Consider the following 14828-nt stretch of genomic DNA (forward strand, 5'->3'; position numbering starts at 1 on the left):
CTACTCTAGGTCGAAGCGGTCGAGGGTCATCACCTTGTGCCACGCGTCGACGAAGTCGGAGACGAACGTCTCCTCGGCGTCGTCGGCGGCGTAGACCTCCGCGAGCGCGCGCAGGCGGGCGTGGGAGCCGAAGATGAGGTCCGCACGGGTCGCGGTCCACTCGACCTCGCCGGTGTCGCGGTCGCGGATCTCGTAGCGGTTGTCACCGACCTGCACCCAGTCGGAGTCCATCCCCAGCAGGTTCACGAAGAAGTCGTTGGTCAGCGTCCCGGGCCGGTCGGTGAGGACCCCGTGGTCGTCGTCGCCGTGGGTGGCGTCGAGCGCCCGCAGCCCGCCGACCAGCACGGTCATCTCCGCCGGCGTCAGGTCCAGCAGGTCCGCCCTGTCGACCAGCAGTTCCTCGGCCGGCCGGTCGGCGTCGTCGGACCGGTAGTTCCGGAACCCGTCGGCGTCGGGTTTCAGCGCCTGGAAGGACTCGACGTCGGTCTGCTCCTGCGTGGCGTCGGTCCGCCCGGGCTCGAACGGCACCTCGACGTCGTGGCCGGCCTCGGCGGCCGCCCGCTCGACGGCCGCGTTGCCGCCCAGCACGATCAGGTCGGCCAGCGAGACCCGCGTGTCGTCGTCGCGGGACTCGTTGAACGCCGTCTGGATCTCTTCGAGCGTGTCCAGCACGGTCGCCAGCTGGTCGGGCTCGTTGACCGCCCAGCTCCGCTGGGGTTCCAGCCGGATCCGCGCGCCGTTCGCGCCGCCGCGCTTGTCGCTGTCGCGGTACGTCGACGCCGACGCCCACGCGGTCTCGACCAGCTCGGAGACCGAGAGGTCCGAGTCGAGGATCTCCGCCTTCAGGTCGGCGGCCGCCTCCTCGTCGATCAGGTCGTAGTCGGCCTCGGGGATCGGGTCCTGCCAGACGAACTCCTCGTCGGGGACCTCCGGGCCGTGGAACCGCTCGGGCGGACCCATGTCCCGGTGGGTCAGCTTGTACCAGGCCCGCGCGAAGTTGATGCCGAACTCCATCGGGTTGTCCTGGTACCGCTCGACGATCTCGCGGTAGTCCGGGTCCTCCTTCAGCGCGATGTCCGTCGTGAGCATCATCGGCGTGCGCTGCTCGTCGGGATCGTGGGCGTCCGGGACGGTGTCCTCCAGTTCCCCGTCCGCGGGCGTCCACTGCCACGCGCCGCCGGGACCCTTCTCGGGCTCCCACTCGTAGTCCAGCAGATTGTCGAGGTAGCCCATGTCCCACTCGACGGGCGACTGGGTCCACGGTCCCTCGATGCCGCTTGTGATGGTGTCGGCACCCTTGCCGGACTCGTAGTCGTTCTCCCAGCCCAGTCCCTGCTTCTCGATGGGGGCGGCCGCGGGCTCGGGGCCGAGGTTCTCGGGGTCGTCCGCGCCGTGGACCTTCCCGAACGTGTGGCCGCCGGCGATGAGCGCGACCGTCTCCTCGTCGTTCATCGCCATCCGGCTGAACGTCTGCCGGATGTTCTTCGCCGACGCCTCGGGGTCGGGCTGGCCGTCGGGGCCCTCGGGGTTGACGTAGATGAGCCCCATCACGGACGCCCCGAGCCCCTCCTCGATCTCGCCGGGCTCGTCGAAGCGCTCGTTGGTCTCCATCTCCGACTCCGGCCCCCAGTCGACGGCGTCGTCGGGGGCGAAGGCGTCCTCGCGGCCGCCGGCGAAGCCGATCGTCTTGCCGCCCATCGACTCGATGGCGACGTTGCCGGCCAGCACGATGAGGTCGGACCACGAGAGGCTGCGGCCGTACTTCTGCTTGACCGGCCAGAGCAGTCGGCGCGCCTTGTCGAGGTTCGCGTTGTCGGGCCAGCTGTTCAGCGGCGCGAAGCGCTGTCGCCCGCCGGCCGCACCGCCGCGGCCGTCGGCCGTCCGGTAGGTGCCGGCGCTGTGCCAGGCCATCCGGATGAACAGCGGGCCGTAGTGCCCGTAGTCGGCGGGCCACCAGTCCCGGGAGGTCGTCATCACGTCCTCGATGTCGGCTTTCACTTCCTCGAGGTCGAGGTCCTGGAACGCCTCGGCGTAGTCGAACTCCTCGTCTCTCGGGTCGACATCCCGCGCGTTCGCGTCGAGGATGTCCAGGCTCAGCTGATTGGGCCACCAGTCCTGGTCGGACTCGCTCATACGCGAGCGGTTGACGCCTTCGACTTATAATTGTGTCTAAGACGGAAACAAATCCTTCGCAGATCACAAACGATATTTTCGGTATATAAATATGGGGCGTGAGCGTGGTTACGCCGGCGGCAGTGATGGATACGCGGCGAGCGGGCGGGTCGCGCCCCGGGGACCCTCGCTCCGTTCGGCTCTCGGTCACCCACGCCGGCGGCCCCTCCCGTCCGTGCAGCCGGTTCTCCGCCCGGTCAGGGAGCCACCTTTTCCCGCTCGGGTGTCCTCGCTCGCTCCGCTCGCTGCGGGCACCACTCGCGGCAAAAACCTGGGGAAAGCGCTCGCTCACGCCGTTCGCTCGCGGGAGTCAGTCGCCGTTACGCCGCGTTCCCCATCACTGCTCGCGGCTACGCCGCTCGCGTCCGGGGACCCTCACTCCGTTCGGCTCCCCGCCAGCCACGCCAGCAGCCCCTTCTGCGCGTGCAGCCGGTTCTCCGCCTGGTCCCAGACGACGGCGTTGTCGCTCTCGATGGCGTCGTCGGTGACCTCCTCGCCGCGGTGGGCGGGCAGGCAGTGCATCAGCGTGCGGTCGCCCAGCAGGTCGGTCGTCACCTGGAACCCATCGAAGTCCGCGAGCTTCTGTTCGCGCTCGTCTTCCTGACCCATACTGACGAAGACGTCGGTGTACACCACGTCGGCGTCCGCGACGGCGGCCTCCGGGTCGTGGGTCGTCTCGGGGGCGTTGCCGAAGCCCTCCGCGCGTTTCAGTACCCCCTCGTCGACGCCGTAGCCCTCGGGCGTGGCGACGGTGAGGTCGATCCCGCTCATCGCCGCGCCCAGGACGAACGACTGGCAGACGTTGTTACCGTCGCCGACCCACGCCACGTCCACGTCGAAGGTGCCGAAGGCCTCGTAGATCGTCAGCAGGTCCGCCAGCGTCTGACAGGGGTGAGCGTCGTCGGTCAGGGCGTTGATGACGGGCACGTCGGCGTACTCCGCCAGCTCCACCACGTCGGCGTGGTCGAACACGCGGGCCATCACGAAGTCGACGTACCGCGAGAGCGCCCGCGAGGTGTCCTTGACCGGTTCGCCGTGGCCCAGGTGGATGTCGTCGGGGCCCAGGAAGACCGCGTGGCCGCCCAGTTGTGTCATCCCCGTCTCGAAGGAGACCCGCGTCCGCGTCGAGGGCTTCTCGAAGATCATCCCCAGCGTCTGCTGGTCGAGGGTGTCCTCGTAGGCGGCCGGATCGGCCTTGATCTCGGCCGCGCGGTCGAGCACGGCGGTCAGTTCGTCGGTCGTGAGGTCGTCGACGTCGAGCAGGTGCATGGTCACAGGAGGCGGTCGGTCACGTCTTCGAGGACGCTCACCGAGCGGTCGTACTCCGCGAGTTCGATGTGTTCGTTCGGCGCGTGGTCCAGGTCGGAGTCGCCGGGGCCGTAGGTCGCCATCGGGCAGTCCCAGGCCTTCGCGTAGACGTTCATGTCGCTGGTTCCGGTCTTGCGAAGCAGGTGGGGTTCGCCGCCGTGGTCCCGGATGGCCGCCCGGAACGCCCGGGCGACGCTGGTCCGGGGGCTCTGCATCACGGGCTCGACCTTGTCGTTCCAGTTGACGGTGCCGTTGTCGAGGTAGCCGTCGGCGATCTCCCGGATCTCGTCGGTGGTGTACTCCGGGGGCACCCGGAGCTGGACGTCCATCGTCGCCTCCACGGAGAGGCCGTCCTCGGAGATGCCGCCCCGGAAGTCGACGGGCTTGCACGTCACCCGCTCGAAGACCGGGTGCCACTCGTCGTGGGCGAACTCGTCGTCGACGGCGGTCCACCAGTCCATCGCGTCCTGGATGGCGTTGTTCTCCGGGCGCGAGGAGTGGCCGGACTCGCTGGTGGCGACGTAGGTGCCGCCCAGCAGGCCCCGATACCCGAGCGTGATCCCCTCCCAGCCGGACGGTTCGCCGTTGATGACGGCGTCGGGTTCGCTGTCGCGGTCCGCGACGAGGTGGCGGCCGCCCGTCGAGTCGACCTCCTCGCCGACGACGCCGACGAAGGAGGCCCCGGTCCGGACGGCCGCGACGGCCATCGCGCACAGCGGCCCCTTCGCGTCGACGCTGCCCCGGCCCCACAGCACCGCGCCGTCGTCGGTCTCCTCGACGCGGACGGGGATGTCGCCGGGGACGGTGTCGACGTGGGAGGTCAGCAGGACGCCGTCGTCGGCCGGCGCGCGGACGTTGCCCACCTCGTCGAGCCAGACCTCGCGGTCGTGGGCCTCGAAGAAGTCGGCGAGCCGCTGGGCGGCCTCGCCCTCGTTCCGCGAGACCGAGGGGATGCGCACGACGTCCTCCAGCAGGTCGCGGGCCTCGGTGTCGGCCTCGCGGGTCGCGGCCTCGCTCATCCCACCACCTCCGTCATCGCCGCGACGACGGCGTCGGCGTGGGACTCGTCGATCGTCAGCGGCGGGAGCAGGCGCACGACGGTCCGGCCCGCCGGCAGCGCGAGTATCTGGTGTTCGAGCGCGAGTTGCTTCAGCGCCTTGTTGGCCCCGCGGCCGACCTCGACGCCGATCATCAGCCCCTCGCCGCGGATCTCTCGCACCTCGTCGCCGATGGCGGCCGCCAGCTCCGTCCGGAGGTAGTCGCCGACGGCGGCGGCGTTGTCGGGCACCGACTCCTCGACGACCGTCGAGACCGTCGCCCCGGCGGCCGCGGAGATCACCGGCCCGCCGGAGAACGTCGAGGCGTGGGAGCCGTAGTCCTCGGCGATCCAGTCGCGACACAGCGTCGCGCCGACGGGGAGGCCGTTGCCCAGGCCCTTGGCCGCGGTTATCATATCGGGGGCGACGTCCGCCCGCTGGGAGTTCCAGAGCGCGCCGGTTCGACCCATCCCGGTCTGGACCTCGTCGAAGATCAGCGCCGCGCCCGCGTCCTCGGTGATCTCGCGGGCGGCTTCGAGGTAGCCGCGGCTGGCCGGGTTGATGCCGCCCTCGCCCTGGACCGGTTCGACGATGAACGCCGCGGTGTCCTCGTCGACGGCCTCGGAGAGCGCCTCGCTGTCGTCGTAGGGGACGAACTCCACGTCGCCGATCAGCGGCTCGTACGGTTTCTTGTACTTGTCCTTCCAGGTGGTCGCCAGCGCTCCCATCGTCCGGCCGTGGAAGCCCTGCATCGTCGCCACGATCTTCGACTCGCCGGTGGCCGACCGGGCGAACTTCAGCGCCGCCTCGTTGGCCTCCGTGCCGGAGTTACAGAGCCACACCTTCGAGAGCGGGTCCGGGGCCGTCTCGGCCAGCAGGTCGTACAGCGCCGTCCGCTCGGCGTTGGGGTAGGAGGCCTGGACGTAGGTGAGCCGCTCCAGTTGCTCGGCGACGGCCGACCGGACCGCGGGGTGGCCGTGGCCAAGCGGGACGCAGGCGTAGGACGCGCCCATGTCCAGGTACTCCGTGCCGTCCTCGTCGTAGACGTACGCGCCGTCGCCGCGCTCGATGGGGATGGGTTTCTCGTTGAAGACGAATCCGCTCATTGTTCGGCCTCCGTGGCGTCGGTCTCGGTTTCGAGTGCGCTCGCGTGGACGTGCGTGCCGCCGCCGGACAGCGCCGACAGGATCGGCTCGTCGGCGTTGGCGTCGGCCACGACGGCCTCTGGTGCGCCACCGCCGAGCGCCTCTTCGACGGCCATCACCTTCCGGCCCATGAACCCCTCGGCCGCGTCTTCGAGGGCGGCCCAGTCGTCGCCGGTCTCGACTGACTCGATGAGGGTGTCGGGGTCGTCGGGGTCGGCGTAGACGCCCGCGACGTCGGTCAGGAGGACGAGCGTCGCGTCGAGTTCGGCGGCGATGGCCGCCGCCGAGCGGTCGGCGTCGGTGTTGACCGCCAGGACCTCCTCTCCGTCTTTCCCAGCCATCGGCGGTGCCGCGACCGGCGTGTAGCCGTCGGACAGCAGCGATTCGAGCAGGTCGCCGTTGACCTGCTTGATGCTGCCGGAGTGGTCGCCCCGGCGGATCTTCCGCTTGCCGTCCTCGACGACCCGGACGGCCGACTTCCGGGGGCCGTACAGCAGTTTGCCGTCGACGCCGTTCAGGCCGACGGCGTCGACCCCCTCGCTCTGGAGGCCAGCGACGAGTCGCGTGTTCAGGTGACCGAAGGCCATCTCGAAGGCCTCCATCGTCGCCTCGTCGGTGAATCGGCCGACGACGCCGCCGGGCGTCTCGACGTACTCCGGGTCGATGCCGAGCCGCTCGAGGGTCTCGTCGACCTTCGTGGAGCCGCCGTGGACGACGACGACGTCCTCGCCCTCTTCGACGAGCGTTGCCACATCCGCGAGCGCCCCCGCGGGGTCGACCGCGCGAGCGCCACCGACTTTGATTACGACCGTCATTGAGAATCACTCCAGAGCTATGGTGCGCCGACGGGGTGGAGCCCCTGGAACTCCAGCCCCGCCGTCTCCTCGATGCCGAGCGCGACGTTGGCGGCGTGGACCGCCTGGCCCGCCGAGCCCTTCATCATGTTGTCGATGGCCGAGAAGACGACCAGCCGCTCGTTGCCGGGGTCGGGTTCGAAGCCGACCTCGGCCCTGTTCGTGCCCGCGACGGCCTTGGGCTCGGGGTAGCGGTAGACGCCGCCACCGCCGGCCACGAGTTCGACGAACGGTTCGTCCTCGTAGCTCCCGCGGTAGGCCCCCCAGAGGTCGCCCTTCGAGACGGGCCCGTCGGGGAAGACGTGACAGGTCGCGCTCGCGCCGCGGGTCATCTCCACCGCGTGGACGGTGAAAGAGACGTCGACGCCGAGGAACTGCTGGATCTCGGCCTCGTGGCGGTGGCCCGTCGGGGCGTACGGGCGGACGACGCCCGACCGCTCCGGATGCGAGGAGGCCTCGCCGCCGCCGGCCCCGCCCTCGCTGGAGCCGACCTTCACGTCGACGACGATCCGCTCGTCGCCGCTCAGCACGTCGTGCTCGAACAGCGGGAGCAGGCCGAGGATCGTCGCGGTGGCGTTGCAGCCGCCCGAGGCGATCAGGTCCGCGCCCGCGAGGTTCTCGCGGTTGAGTTCCGGGAGGGCGTACTCGCTCTCCGCCAGCAGTTCGGGGCGCGCGTGGCCGTCGTACCACTCGTCGTACTGGGCCGCCGAGTCGAGCCGGAAGTCCGCCGAGAGGTCGACCACCGTGTCGGCCGCGTCCCGGAACCGGTCGATCTGCTCCATCGACACGCCGTGGGGCGTCGCCGCGAACAGCACGTCGACCGATTCGAGGTCCTCGGGCGAGGAGAACCGCAGGTCCAGGTGCCGGAGGTTCGGGTGCTGGTGACCGACGGTCTTGTTCGCCTTCGACCGGCTGGTCGCCTGGGCGAGATCGATCTCGGGGTGGCCGTCCAGCAGGCGCAGCAGTTCCCCGCCGGTGAACCCGGAGCCGCCGACGACGCTTGCAGTGTACGTCACGCCGACACCTCCGCGTCGGCCTCGCTCGCCGCCTTGGCTTCGAGCCAGTCGACCACTTCGGCGGGCACGTCCACGTCGGCGACCTCGTTCAGCGCCTTGAACTCGACGGTGTGGTTGACCTCGTGGACGGTGTAGTCGTCGCCTCGCGGCTCGCCGCCGCTCGGGCTGTCCGAGGCGCGTTGCGCCTCGCTCTCCTCGGACACCCCGACCTCCATCAGGTCGATGCCGAGCAGGCCGCCCCCGACCGCCTCGGAGGCCCGTTCGACAAGTTCGAGCGCGCGGTCGTCCAGCTCGAACGCGGCGGTCTCGGCACCCTTCGCGGCGTTGGTGAGCCAGTGGTCCGACGAGCGGACCATCGCCGCGATCGGGTCGCCGTCGACGGCCAGCACGCGGATGTCGCGGCCGGGCTTGTCGACGAACTCCTGGACGTAGAAGATCTTGTGCTCGTAGTGGCCCAGCGTCTCCTTGTGTTCGAGGATGGCCTCGGCGGCGTCCCGGGAGTCGATCTTCGCCATCAGGCGGCCCCAGGAGCCGACGACGGGCTTGAGCACGCAGGGGTAGCCGAACTCCTCGACGGACTCGAGGGCGGCGTCCTTGGTGAACGCCACGTCGGTGTCGGGCGTCGGGACGCCCGCCCGCTCCAGCGCGAGGCTGTTCTCGACCTTGTCCGCACAGACTTCGGCGACCTCGGGGCCGTTGACCACCGGGACGCCGTAGGCGTCGGCGAACTTCGTCGCGTAGACGCTGCGGGAGGTCGCCAGACAGCGGTCGACGACGACGTCGAGGTCCGCGAAGGCGTCGGGGGCCTCGGCGACGTTGAACTGCTGTTTGCGTACGTCTATCTTCTCGATGTCGTGGTCGCGCTCGCGCAGCTCCGAGAGCAGGAGCTTCTCGTCGCGGCGGATACGCGAGTAGAGGAGTCCGACGTTCATTGGTGGTGTGGGTGGCTCGTGGCGGCGGAGGCGGTCCGCCGCACCGCCGGGATCACTCGCCCCAGTCCTCTTCGAGCTCGGGCGCGCTGTCGAGCTCGACGGGGTCCGTGCCGACGACTTCGAGTTCCGCGCCGCAGGTGGAACAGTCGACGATCTCTCCGACTTCGAGGTTGTCGTGCAGGGAGACCTCCGCCCCGCACTCGATGCATTCTGCCATTGTACTCCACTCTCGCGCCCGTACCCACTTAAAGACTTCGGACTTGTCAGGAATAATAGTATACAGAAGGCGGAGCTAGCGGTATCGAGGCGTCGTTTTTGGCCCGCACCGAGATCCAGTATCAGATTCGTGGTACGATTTCCCCGCGAGGGGGTCGTGGCTCAGACATAGCGGTCGACCTCCGTCCGGCGGCGGTCGCGTGCGCGCTCGACGGCCCCGCGGCGGTCGGTCAGGCCGTCGCGGTGGTCGGCGAGGACGCCCTCCGCGGTCGACAGCTGGTCGGCCACGGCGTCGGGGGCGGGGCCGCCCCGCGAGTCGCGGGTCGCCACGCTCTCGGCCGGGTCGAGCGCCGCCTCGACGGCCTCCCGTTCGACGTACGCGGCGAGCGGGTCGCCGAGCACGTCCTCGGCGACCGCCGACAGTGCCTCGTAGTCGGGCGCGTCCTCGTCGGGCCCGAGGCCGGCCGCCGCCTCGGCGACCACCTCGTGGGCGGTCCGGAACGGGACGCCGGCCGTCGCCAGCAGGTCCGCGACGCCCGTCGCCGTCGAGAACCCCGCGCCGGCCGCCGCCGCCAGCCGCTCGGCGGGCCAGTCGGCCGTGGCGACCGCGCCGGCGGCCACCTCGACGCTGTCGGTGACGCTGTCGATGGCGTCCCAGGCGTGGCGACCGGCCCGCTGCAGGTCGCGGTTGTACGCCCGTGGCTGGCCCTTGAGGTTCGTCAGCAGGCCGTTCAGCCCCGCCGTCGCGTCGCCGGTGCGTCCCCGGACCAGCTCCAGCGTGTCGGGGTTCTTCTTCTGGGGCATGATCGAGGAGGTCGAGGCGTAGTCGTCGTCGAGGTCGACGTGGCCCTTCGAGGCCATCACGACCACGTCCTCCGCCAGCTGCGAGAGGGTCGTCGCGAGCGTCGCCACCGCGCTCGTCACCTCCACGAGGAAGTCCCGACTCGCCGAGGCGTCCATCGAGTTCTCCGCCACCGAGTCGAACCCCAGCAGTTCGGCGGTGCGCTCGCGGTCGACGTCGAAGGGCGTCCCGGCGAAGGCGGCCGCGCCCAGGGGGTTGCGGTTCACGCGCCCGTAGGCGTCCAGCAGGCGCTCGGTGTCCCGCCCGAGGGCCTGCTCGTACGAGAGGAGCCAGTGGGCCACCGTCGTCGGCTGGGCGGGCTGGAGGTGGGTGTAGCCGGGCATCACCGTCTCCGCCTCCGCGCGGGCCACGTCGAGCAGCTGCTCGCGGGCTCCCACCAGCGCCTCGACCAGTTCCAGCACGTCCTCGCGCAGACGGTAGCGGATGCAGGCCGCCACCTCGTCGTTGCGCGAGCGGGCGGTGTGCATCTTCCCGCCGTCCGGGCCGACCCGGTCGATGACCGCGCTCTCGATGGCCTCGTGGACGTCCTCGCCGTCGGGCAGGGCCTCGTGACCGGCGTCCTCCACGTCGTCCAGTGCGGCCAGGATCTCGCCGGCCGTCTCGCGGTCGACGATGCCCCGCTCGGCCAGCATCACGACGTGGGCGCGGTCGACGGCGAGGTCCGCGGCGAAGATGCGCTCGTCGTCGGCCAGCGAGGAGAGGAACGACCGCGCGGGGCCGCCGGCGAAGCGGTCGCGGCGGACGACCGTCTCGTCGCCGCCCTCCCCCGCGCCGTCGTCGTTCCGCTCCTCGCTCATCGGATTATTCCTCCGCGTCGTCCGCTTCGCCGCTCGCGTCGTCCGCGCCCCCGTCGGTCACGGGCGCGTTCTTCTTCGCGTCCGCGAGGATGCGGTTGGCGAGCCGGGACTGGAAGCCGTGGTACTTCGCGACGCCGGTGGCGTCTTCCTGGGTGATGCCGCCGGCGACGTCCTCCTCGTCGAAGGAGGCCGCGGACTCGCTGTAGACGGCGTAGTCGGACTCGCGGGAGACGGGCCGGCAGTGCCCGCCCTCCAGCTTGACCGTGACGGTGCCGGTACAGCGCTCGTTGGTCGCCTCCATGAACGCCTCCAGTGCGCCGGTCAGGGGCGCGTCGACGAGGCCCTCGTAGGCCTTCTGGGACCACTCGTGGTCGACCTGCTGCTTGAACGAGCGCTCCTCCTGGGTGAGGACCAGCCCCTCGAGGGCCTCGTGGGCCGTCAGCAGCACCGTCGCCGCCGGGTGTTCGTAGTTCTCGCGGACCTTCAGGCCGAGCATCCGGTCTTCCATCATGTCCGTGCGGCCGACGCCGTGGGCCCCGGCCCGCTCGTTCAGCCGTTCGATGAGCTCGACTTTCCCGAGCGCCTCGCCGTCCAGCGCGACGGGGACGCCCTCCTCGAACTCGAGCTCGACGAGTTCCGCGTCCTTTCCGGAGGGGTTGTCAGTCCACTTGTAGATGTCGTCGGCCGGGATGGTGCCGGGGTCCTCCAGTTCCGACCCCTCGATGGAGCGGCTCCAGAGGTTCGTGTCGATGGAGTAGCGGCCGCCGTCGCCGCCCTCGACGGGCAGACCCTTCTCGGCGGCGTACTCGTTCTCCCACTCGCGGGTCAGGCCGAGTTCGCGGACCGGCGCGATGACCGACAGGTCGGAGTCGCGCCAGACCGCCTCGAAGCGCAGTTGGTCGTTGCCCTTGCCCGTACAGCCGTGGGCGACGGCGTCACAGCCCTCCTCCTCGGCGACCGAGAGGATGGCCTTTGCGATGACCGGGCGCGCGAGGGCCGTCCCGAGCGGGTAGCCCTGGTAGTCGGCGTTGGCCTTCACGGCCTGCATACAGAGGTCGGCGAACTCCTCGCGGGCGTCGACGACGTGTTGCTCGACGCCGAGCGCCTCGGCCGTCTCCTCGGCCTCCGCGAACTCGTAGTCGGGCTGGCCGACGTCGACGGTGACGCCGACGACCTCGTCGTAGCCGTACTCCTCTTTCAGCAGCGAGACACAGACTGTCGTGTCGAGCCCCCCGGAGAAGGCGAGCGCGACTTTCCCGTTTCCGTCTGTCATAGGTGTGGTGTGGGTTGGTTCCGTGGTGTGACTGTCGATTCGGAGTGACCGCCGGACAGTCGGCCGGCGACAGTTGGCGACGAGACGAACCGTGTGAGGATGTGGATAGTAGTGGGCCTAACGGCCCGGTCGTCGTCGTCGGCTCGGCGACCGAGCCGACTGCTCGTCGGACCGAGTCCGACGGTGTCGCAGTCGGAGAACGCGGACGGACCCCTCGCTGGCGGCGGCGAGCGTCCCAGCGGCGGCGGTCCGTGTCATCTACCCGTGGCTACTGTCGAGCCGGTACTAATACTTTCCGTGTTCCGGGAGGCGTGTGCCCCGGTCACACGAGGCGGGACGTCAGGTCGCGTCGTCGCCGGCCGTCCCGCTCTCGCCCCGCGTCTCGCCGTCGTCCCCGCCGGCCGTGCCGTTGGTCGCGGTCGCGTCGCCCGTCTCCGTGGTCGCGGTCAGCTCGGGGTCGTCCGCGGGCGGGCCGTCGGTCGGCCCCTCGCCGTCACCCCGGCTGCGGTCCTCGGCCGGTGCGGGCAGCTCGCCGCCGGTCATCCCGGGACCGGCGATCTCCCGGGCGATCTCCGCCGTCTCCGGGCCCGTGAGTTCGTCGGCCTGCCGGGAGAGCGTCCGGATGGTCGACGGGTCGACCCCGTTCGCCCGCAGCGCCTCCGCGGGCAGGCGGCCGGCCGTCTCGTTGGCCCGCGCGGTCAGTCGGTCGGCCGTCTGTGCCTCGGCGTGGAGGCGGGCGACGCGGGCGCGGTACTCGCCCTCGCTCATCGACCCGTTCGCGCGGGCCTCGGCAAGCGCCGCGCGGCGCTGTTCGAGCCGGTCGAGTCGGGCGCGGACGTCCGCGAGGGTGGCGTCGACGATCGCGGCCCTCGCGTCGTCGGTCGCGGCGTTCGCCACCCGGATGCCGTAGGCGCGGCCCGCCACGTCGCCCTCCAGTTCCGCGCCCTGGACGCCGACGACGCCGGCGAACTGCGCGCCGGGGGCGACGGCGGCGTCGCTGGCGTTCGCGCTGGTCGTGTCGGGGCTGGTCGTCTCCTGGGCCATCGTCGCGGCCGGGACCGCGGCGAGCGTACTCGCCACGAGCAGCGCCGCCACGAGGACCGGGGTGGCTCGTCGCATCCGTGCTCCCGGCTTGGCCCCGCGTCCACGTGTAAACCCCCGACTGTCGTCCCGGTTCGCGCCGGATTAACGCGGATTAAACCGCGAGACGGCGGCGGACCGGGGCGAGAGGGGGGCTGAAGCGCCGGAGGGGTTACCGGTCGTCCCCGTCCCCGCCGTCGGACTCGGAGATGTCGGTGTCGGGGAGCGTGACGACGTTCTCCCGGCCGATGCGGAACGTCTCCAGTTCGTCCTCGTCCCGCAGGCCGCCGACGACCTGACTGGTCTTGGCGTCGGTCCAGTCGAGTTCGCTCGCGACCCGCTGTTGCTTGATCCGCCCGCCGTGTTCCCGGAGGAGCTTCAGCACCTGCTCCTCGTTGCTGAGCAGTTCCTCGGGCGGTTCGGTCGGGTCCCCGGCTCCGCCGGCGGCCGCCGCCCCGGCCCCAGCCCCGTCCGTCCCGCCGGTCGCCTCGCCGGCCCCGTCACCGGTCGCCTCGCCGCCCCCGATCGGGAGGCGGTCGCGGAACGCGTAGCCGGCGGCCGCGAGCGCGAACACGGTCAGCGCCGCGCCGCCGAGCAGCCCCAGGGGCGGGCCGTCCCCCGGCCGGTCGGGGGCCTGCCGTGCCAGCACGACCCGCGGCTCGTCGGTGGCGAACTGCTCCTGGCCGCGCCAGGTCGCCGAGGTGTTGTCCCGTTCGTCGGCCCCCGGCGAGACGGAGACGGCGCTGTAGGACGACGGCCACGAGAGCGTCAGCGACGTCTCGCTGTCGAGGAACAGCCCCGCGATGGCGTCCCCGACCCGCAGGCGGTCGCCGTCGACGGCGGCGAAGTTCGTCCACCGGAAGCGGTAGGTGACGACGCCGTAGGACTGCCCGAACGTCTCCGTGCGCGTCGCGACGGTGACGTTCTCGACGGCCATCTCCCGGCCGGTCGCGTTCTCGGCGGTGCGGGCGGTCCCGCGCATCCGCGCGCCGAAGCGGTCGGTGTACGCCGAGCGGTTGGCCCGGACGTCCCGTTGCAGCTCCTCGAAGGCCCGCGTGTCGTTGTCGCTGTCCAGCCGGACGCGGTAGGCGACGGTCCACTGCGCGGTCCCGTCGCCGGCGACGTCGGCGGTCAGCACGACCACGTCCGGGTCGACGGACTGCTGGGACAGCCCGCCGAACGCCGCGCCGGCGGCCGTCGCCGGCAGCGAGATCAGAACCACGAGAACGACCAGTAAACAGCCTGTTCGTCGCATTCGAGAGCGGGTTCGGGCTCTCCGACAATAGGGCTTGTTGCCGACGGGCGGCCACAAACGGTAATGCCGTCCATCGAGAGCAGTCGGGTATGAGTCGCGCCAAACTCGACGTCGACACGCTGTTGCGCATCGTCCTGGTGCTCGTGGTGATCTGGATCGCGCTGGAGGTGGTCGAGGGGTTCCTCGGCATCCTGGCGGGACTGCTCGGGCCGCTCCAGCCGCTGCTGGGGATCGCCCTCGTCGTCCTCATCGTCCTCTGGTTGGCCGACCGGCTGTGAGCGAGCGCGCGTGAGCGACCGCGGCGTTTTTCGCGCTCGCACCCCACCAGCCACGCGTGTACAGTCTGAACGCGCCGCCGCCGTCGGGGGTCACGGCGCTCGCGAGCGAGCTCGCCCGCGACGCCCCGCGTGCCCAGGCCCGCGCCCGCGGCGAGCACACGCTGGTGGCCAAGCGACTCGGCGAGGGCGACCACGCGGCCTACGCCCGCCTGGAGGCCAGGGCCCGGGAGGCGGTCCGCGGGACCGCCCCCTTCGCCGCCCGCGTCACCGGCGTCGAGCGGTTCGAGACCGCCGTCACCGGCACCTCGCCGGTCGTCTACCTCGCGGTCGAGAGCCCCGGACTCGTCCGTCTCCACCGGCGTCTCTGTGAGCGCTTCGACCCGGTCGACGGCCTGGAGGGCGACGCCTACGTCCCCCACGTCACGGTCTGTCGCGGCGGCGACCCGGAGACTGCCCGGCGGCTGACCGAGCGTCGGATCGACCCCGTCGAGTGGACCGTCGACGAACTGGCCTTCTTCGACGCCGAGCGGGGGCGGTCCGTCTCACGGGTGTCGCTGCCGGCCTGACGGGGCGGCGCGGACCGTCGGCTCCGGCGTCGAGCGG

At 71.2% G+C, this 14828-nt stretch carries 14 protein-coding genes; 2 read left to right on the forward strand and 12 right to left on the reverse strand.

Annotated elements, in window-relative coordinates; all coding sequences use genetic code 11:
* The 12 genes from katG to P0592_RS06065 all read right to left on the reverse strand — a co-directional run bounded on the left by katG (position 1) and on the right by P0592_RS06065 (position 13947).
* Entirely contained in the window at positions 1-2133 is a 2133-nt protein-coding gene (gene katG, locus P0592_RS06010; protein ID WP_276273374.1) for a catalase/peroxidase HPI, read from the reverse strand.
* Positions 2134-2547: 414 nt separating this feature from the next.
* Positions 2548-3441, reverse strand: a complete 894-nt coding sequence (gene argF, locus P0592_RS06015; RefSeq protein WP_276273375.1) for an ornithine carbamoyltransferase — start codon at positions 3439-3441, stop codon at positions 2548-2550.
* Positions 3442-3443: 2 nt separating this feature from the next.
* Positions 3444-4499, reverse strand: coding sequence for a [LysW]-lysine hydrolase (locus P0592_RS06020; protein WP_276273376.1), 1056 nt, complete (start codon positions 4497-4499; stop codon positions 3444-3446).
* Positions 4496-5623 (reverse strand): aspartate aminotransferase family protein, encoded by a 1128-nt coding sequence (locus P0592_RS06025; RefSeq protein ID WP_276273377.1) that lies wholly within the window; start codon positions 5621-5623, stop codon positions 4496-4498. The genes P0592_RS06020 and P0592_RS06025 overlap by 4 nt, the downstream gene beginning before the upstream one ends.
* Positions 5620-6477, reverse strand: coding sequence for an acetylglutamate/acetylaminoadipate kinase (locus tag P0592_RS06030; RefSeq protein ID WP_276273378.1), 858 nt, complete (start codon positions 6475-6477; stop codon positions 5620-5622). The genes P0592_RS06025 and P0592_RS06030 overlap by 4 nt, the downstream gene beginning before the upstream one ends.
* 17 nt (positions 6478-6494) lie before the next feature.
* The gene (gene argC / locus P0592_RS06035) at positions 6495-7532 is read right to left on the reverse strand and encodes an N-acetyl-gamma-glutamyl-phosphate reductase (RefSeq protein ID WP_276273379.1); all 1038 of its coding nucleotides are present in this window, start codon (positions 7530-7532) and stop codon (positions 6495-6497) included.
* Positions 7529-8464: a lysine biosynthesis protein LysX gene (lysX, locus tag P0592_RS06040; RefSeq protein ID WP_276273380.1), complete on the reverse strand. Its 936-nt coding sequence runs from the start codon at positions 8462-8464 to the stop codon at positions 7529-7531. The genes argC and lysX overlap by 4 nt, the downstream gene beginning before the upstream one ends.
* A 52-nt stretch (positions 8465-8516) precedes the next feature.
* On the reverse strand, positions 8517-8681 hold the full coding sequence (lysW, locus tag P0592_RS06045; RefSeq protein ID WP_276273381.1) for a lysine biosynthesis protein LysW: 165 nt from the start codon (positions 8679-8681) through the stop codon (positions 8517-8519).
* Between the two features lie 161 nt (positions 8682-8842).
* A complete protein-coding gene (gene argH, locus P0592_RS06050) occupies positions 8843-10339 on the reverse strand; it encodes an argininosuccinate lyase (protein ID WP_276273382.1) in 1497 nt (498 codons plus the stop codon).
* Between the two features lie 4 nt (positions 10340-10343).
* On the reverse strand, positions 10344-11612 hold the full coding sequence (locus tag P0592_RS06055) for an argininosuccinate synthase (RefSeq protein ID WP_276273383.1): 1269 nt from the start codon (positions 11610-11612) through the stop codon (positions 10344-10346).
* 339 nt (positions 11613-11951) lie between these two features.
* Positions 11952-12731: a hypothetical protein gene (locus P0592_RS06060; protein ID WP_276273384.1), complete on the reverse strand. Its 780-nt coding sequence runs from the start codon at positions 12729-12731 to the stop codon at positions 11952-11954.
* 133 nt (positions 12732-12864) lie between these two features.
* Positions 12865-13947, reverse strand: coding sequence for a helix-turn-helix transcriptional regulator (locus P0592_RS06065; protein WP_419181116.1), 1083 nt, complete (start codon positions 13945-13947; stop codon positions 12865-12867).
* 89 nt (positions 13948-14036) lie between these two features.
* Between P0592_RS06065 and P0592_RS06070 the strand changes: the two genes are divergently transcribed.
* Both P0592_RS06070 and P0592_RS06075 read left to right on the forward strand, forming a co-directional pair.
* Positions 14037-14225: a DUF7554 family protein gene (locus P0592_RS06070; protein ID WP_276273386.1), complete on the forward strand. Its 189-nt coding sequence runs from the start codon at positions 14037-14039 to the stop codon at positions 14223-14225.
* A 56-nt stretch (positions 14226-14281) separates the two neighbouring features.
* On the forward strand, positions 14282-14791 hold the full coding sequence (locus P0592_RS06075) for a 2'-5' RNA ligase family protein (protein WP_276273387.1): 510 nt from the start codon (positions 14282-14284) through the stop codon (positions 14789-14791).
* The last annotated feature ends 37 nt before the right edge of the window (positions 14792-14828 follow it).

Source organism: Haloarcula litorea, from assembly GCF_029338195.1.
In the GTDB taxonomy this organism is placed as follows: domain Archaea; phylum Halobacteriota; class Halobacteria; order Halobacteriales; family Haloarculaceae; genus Haloarcula; species Haloarcula litorea.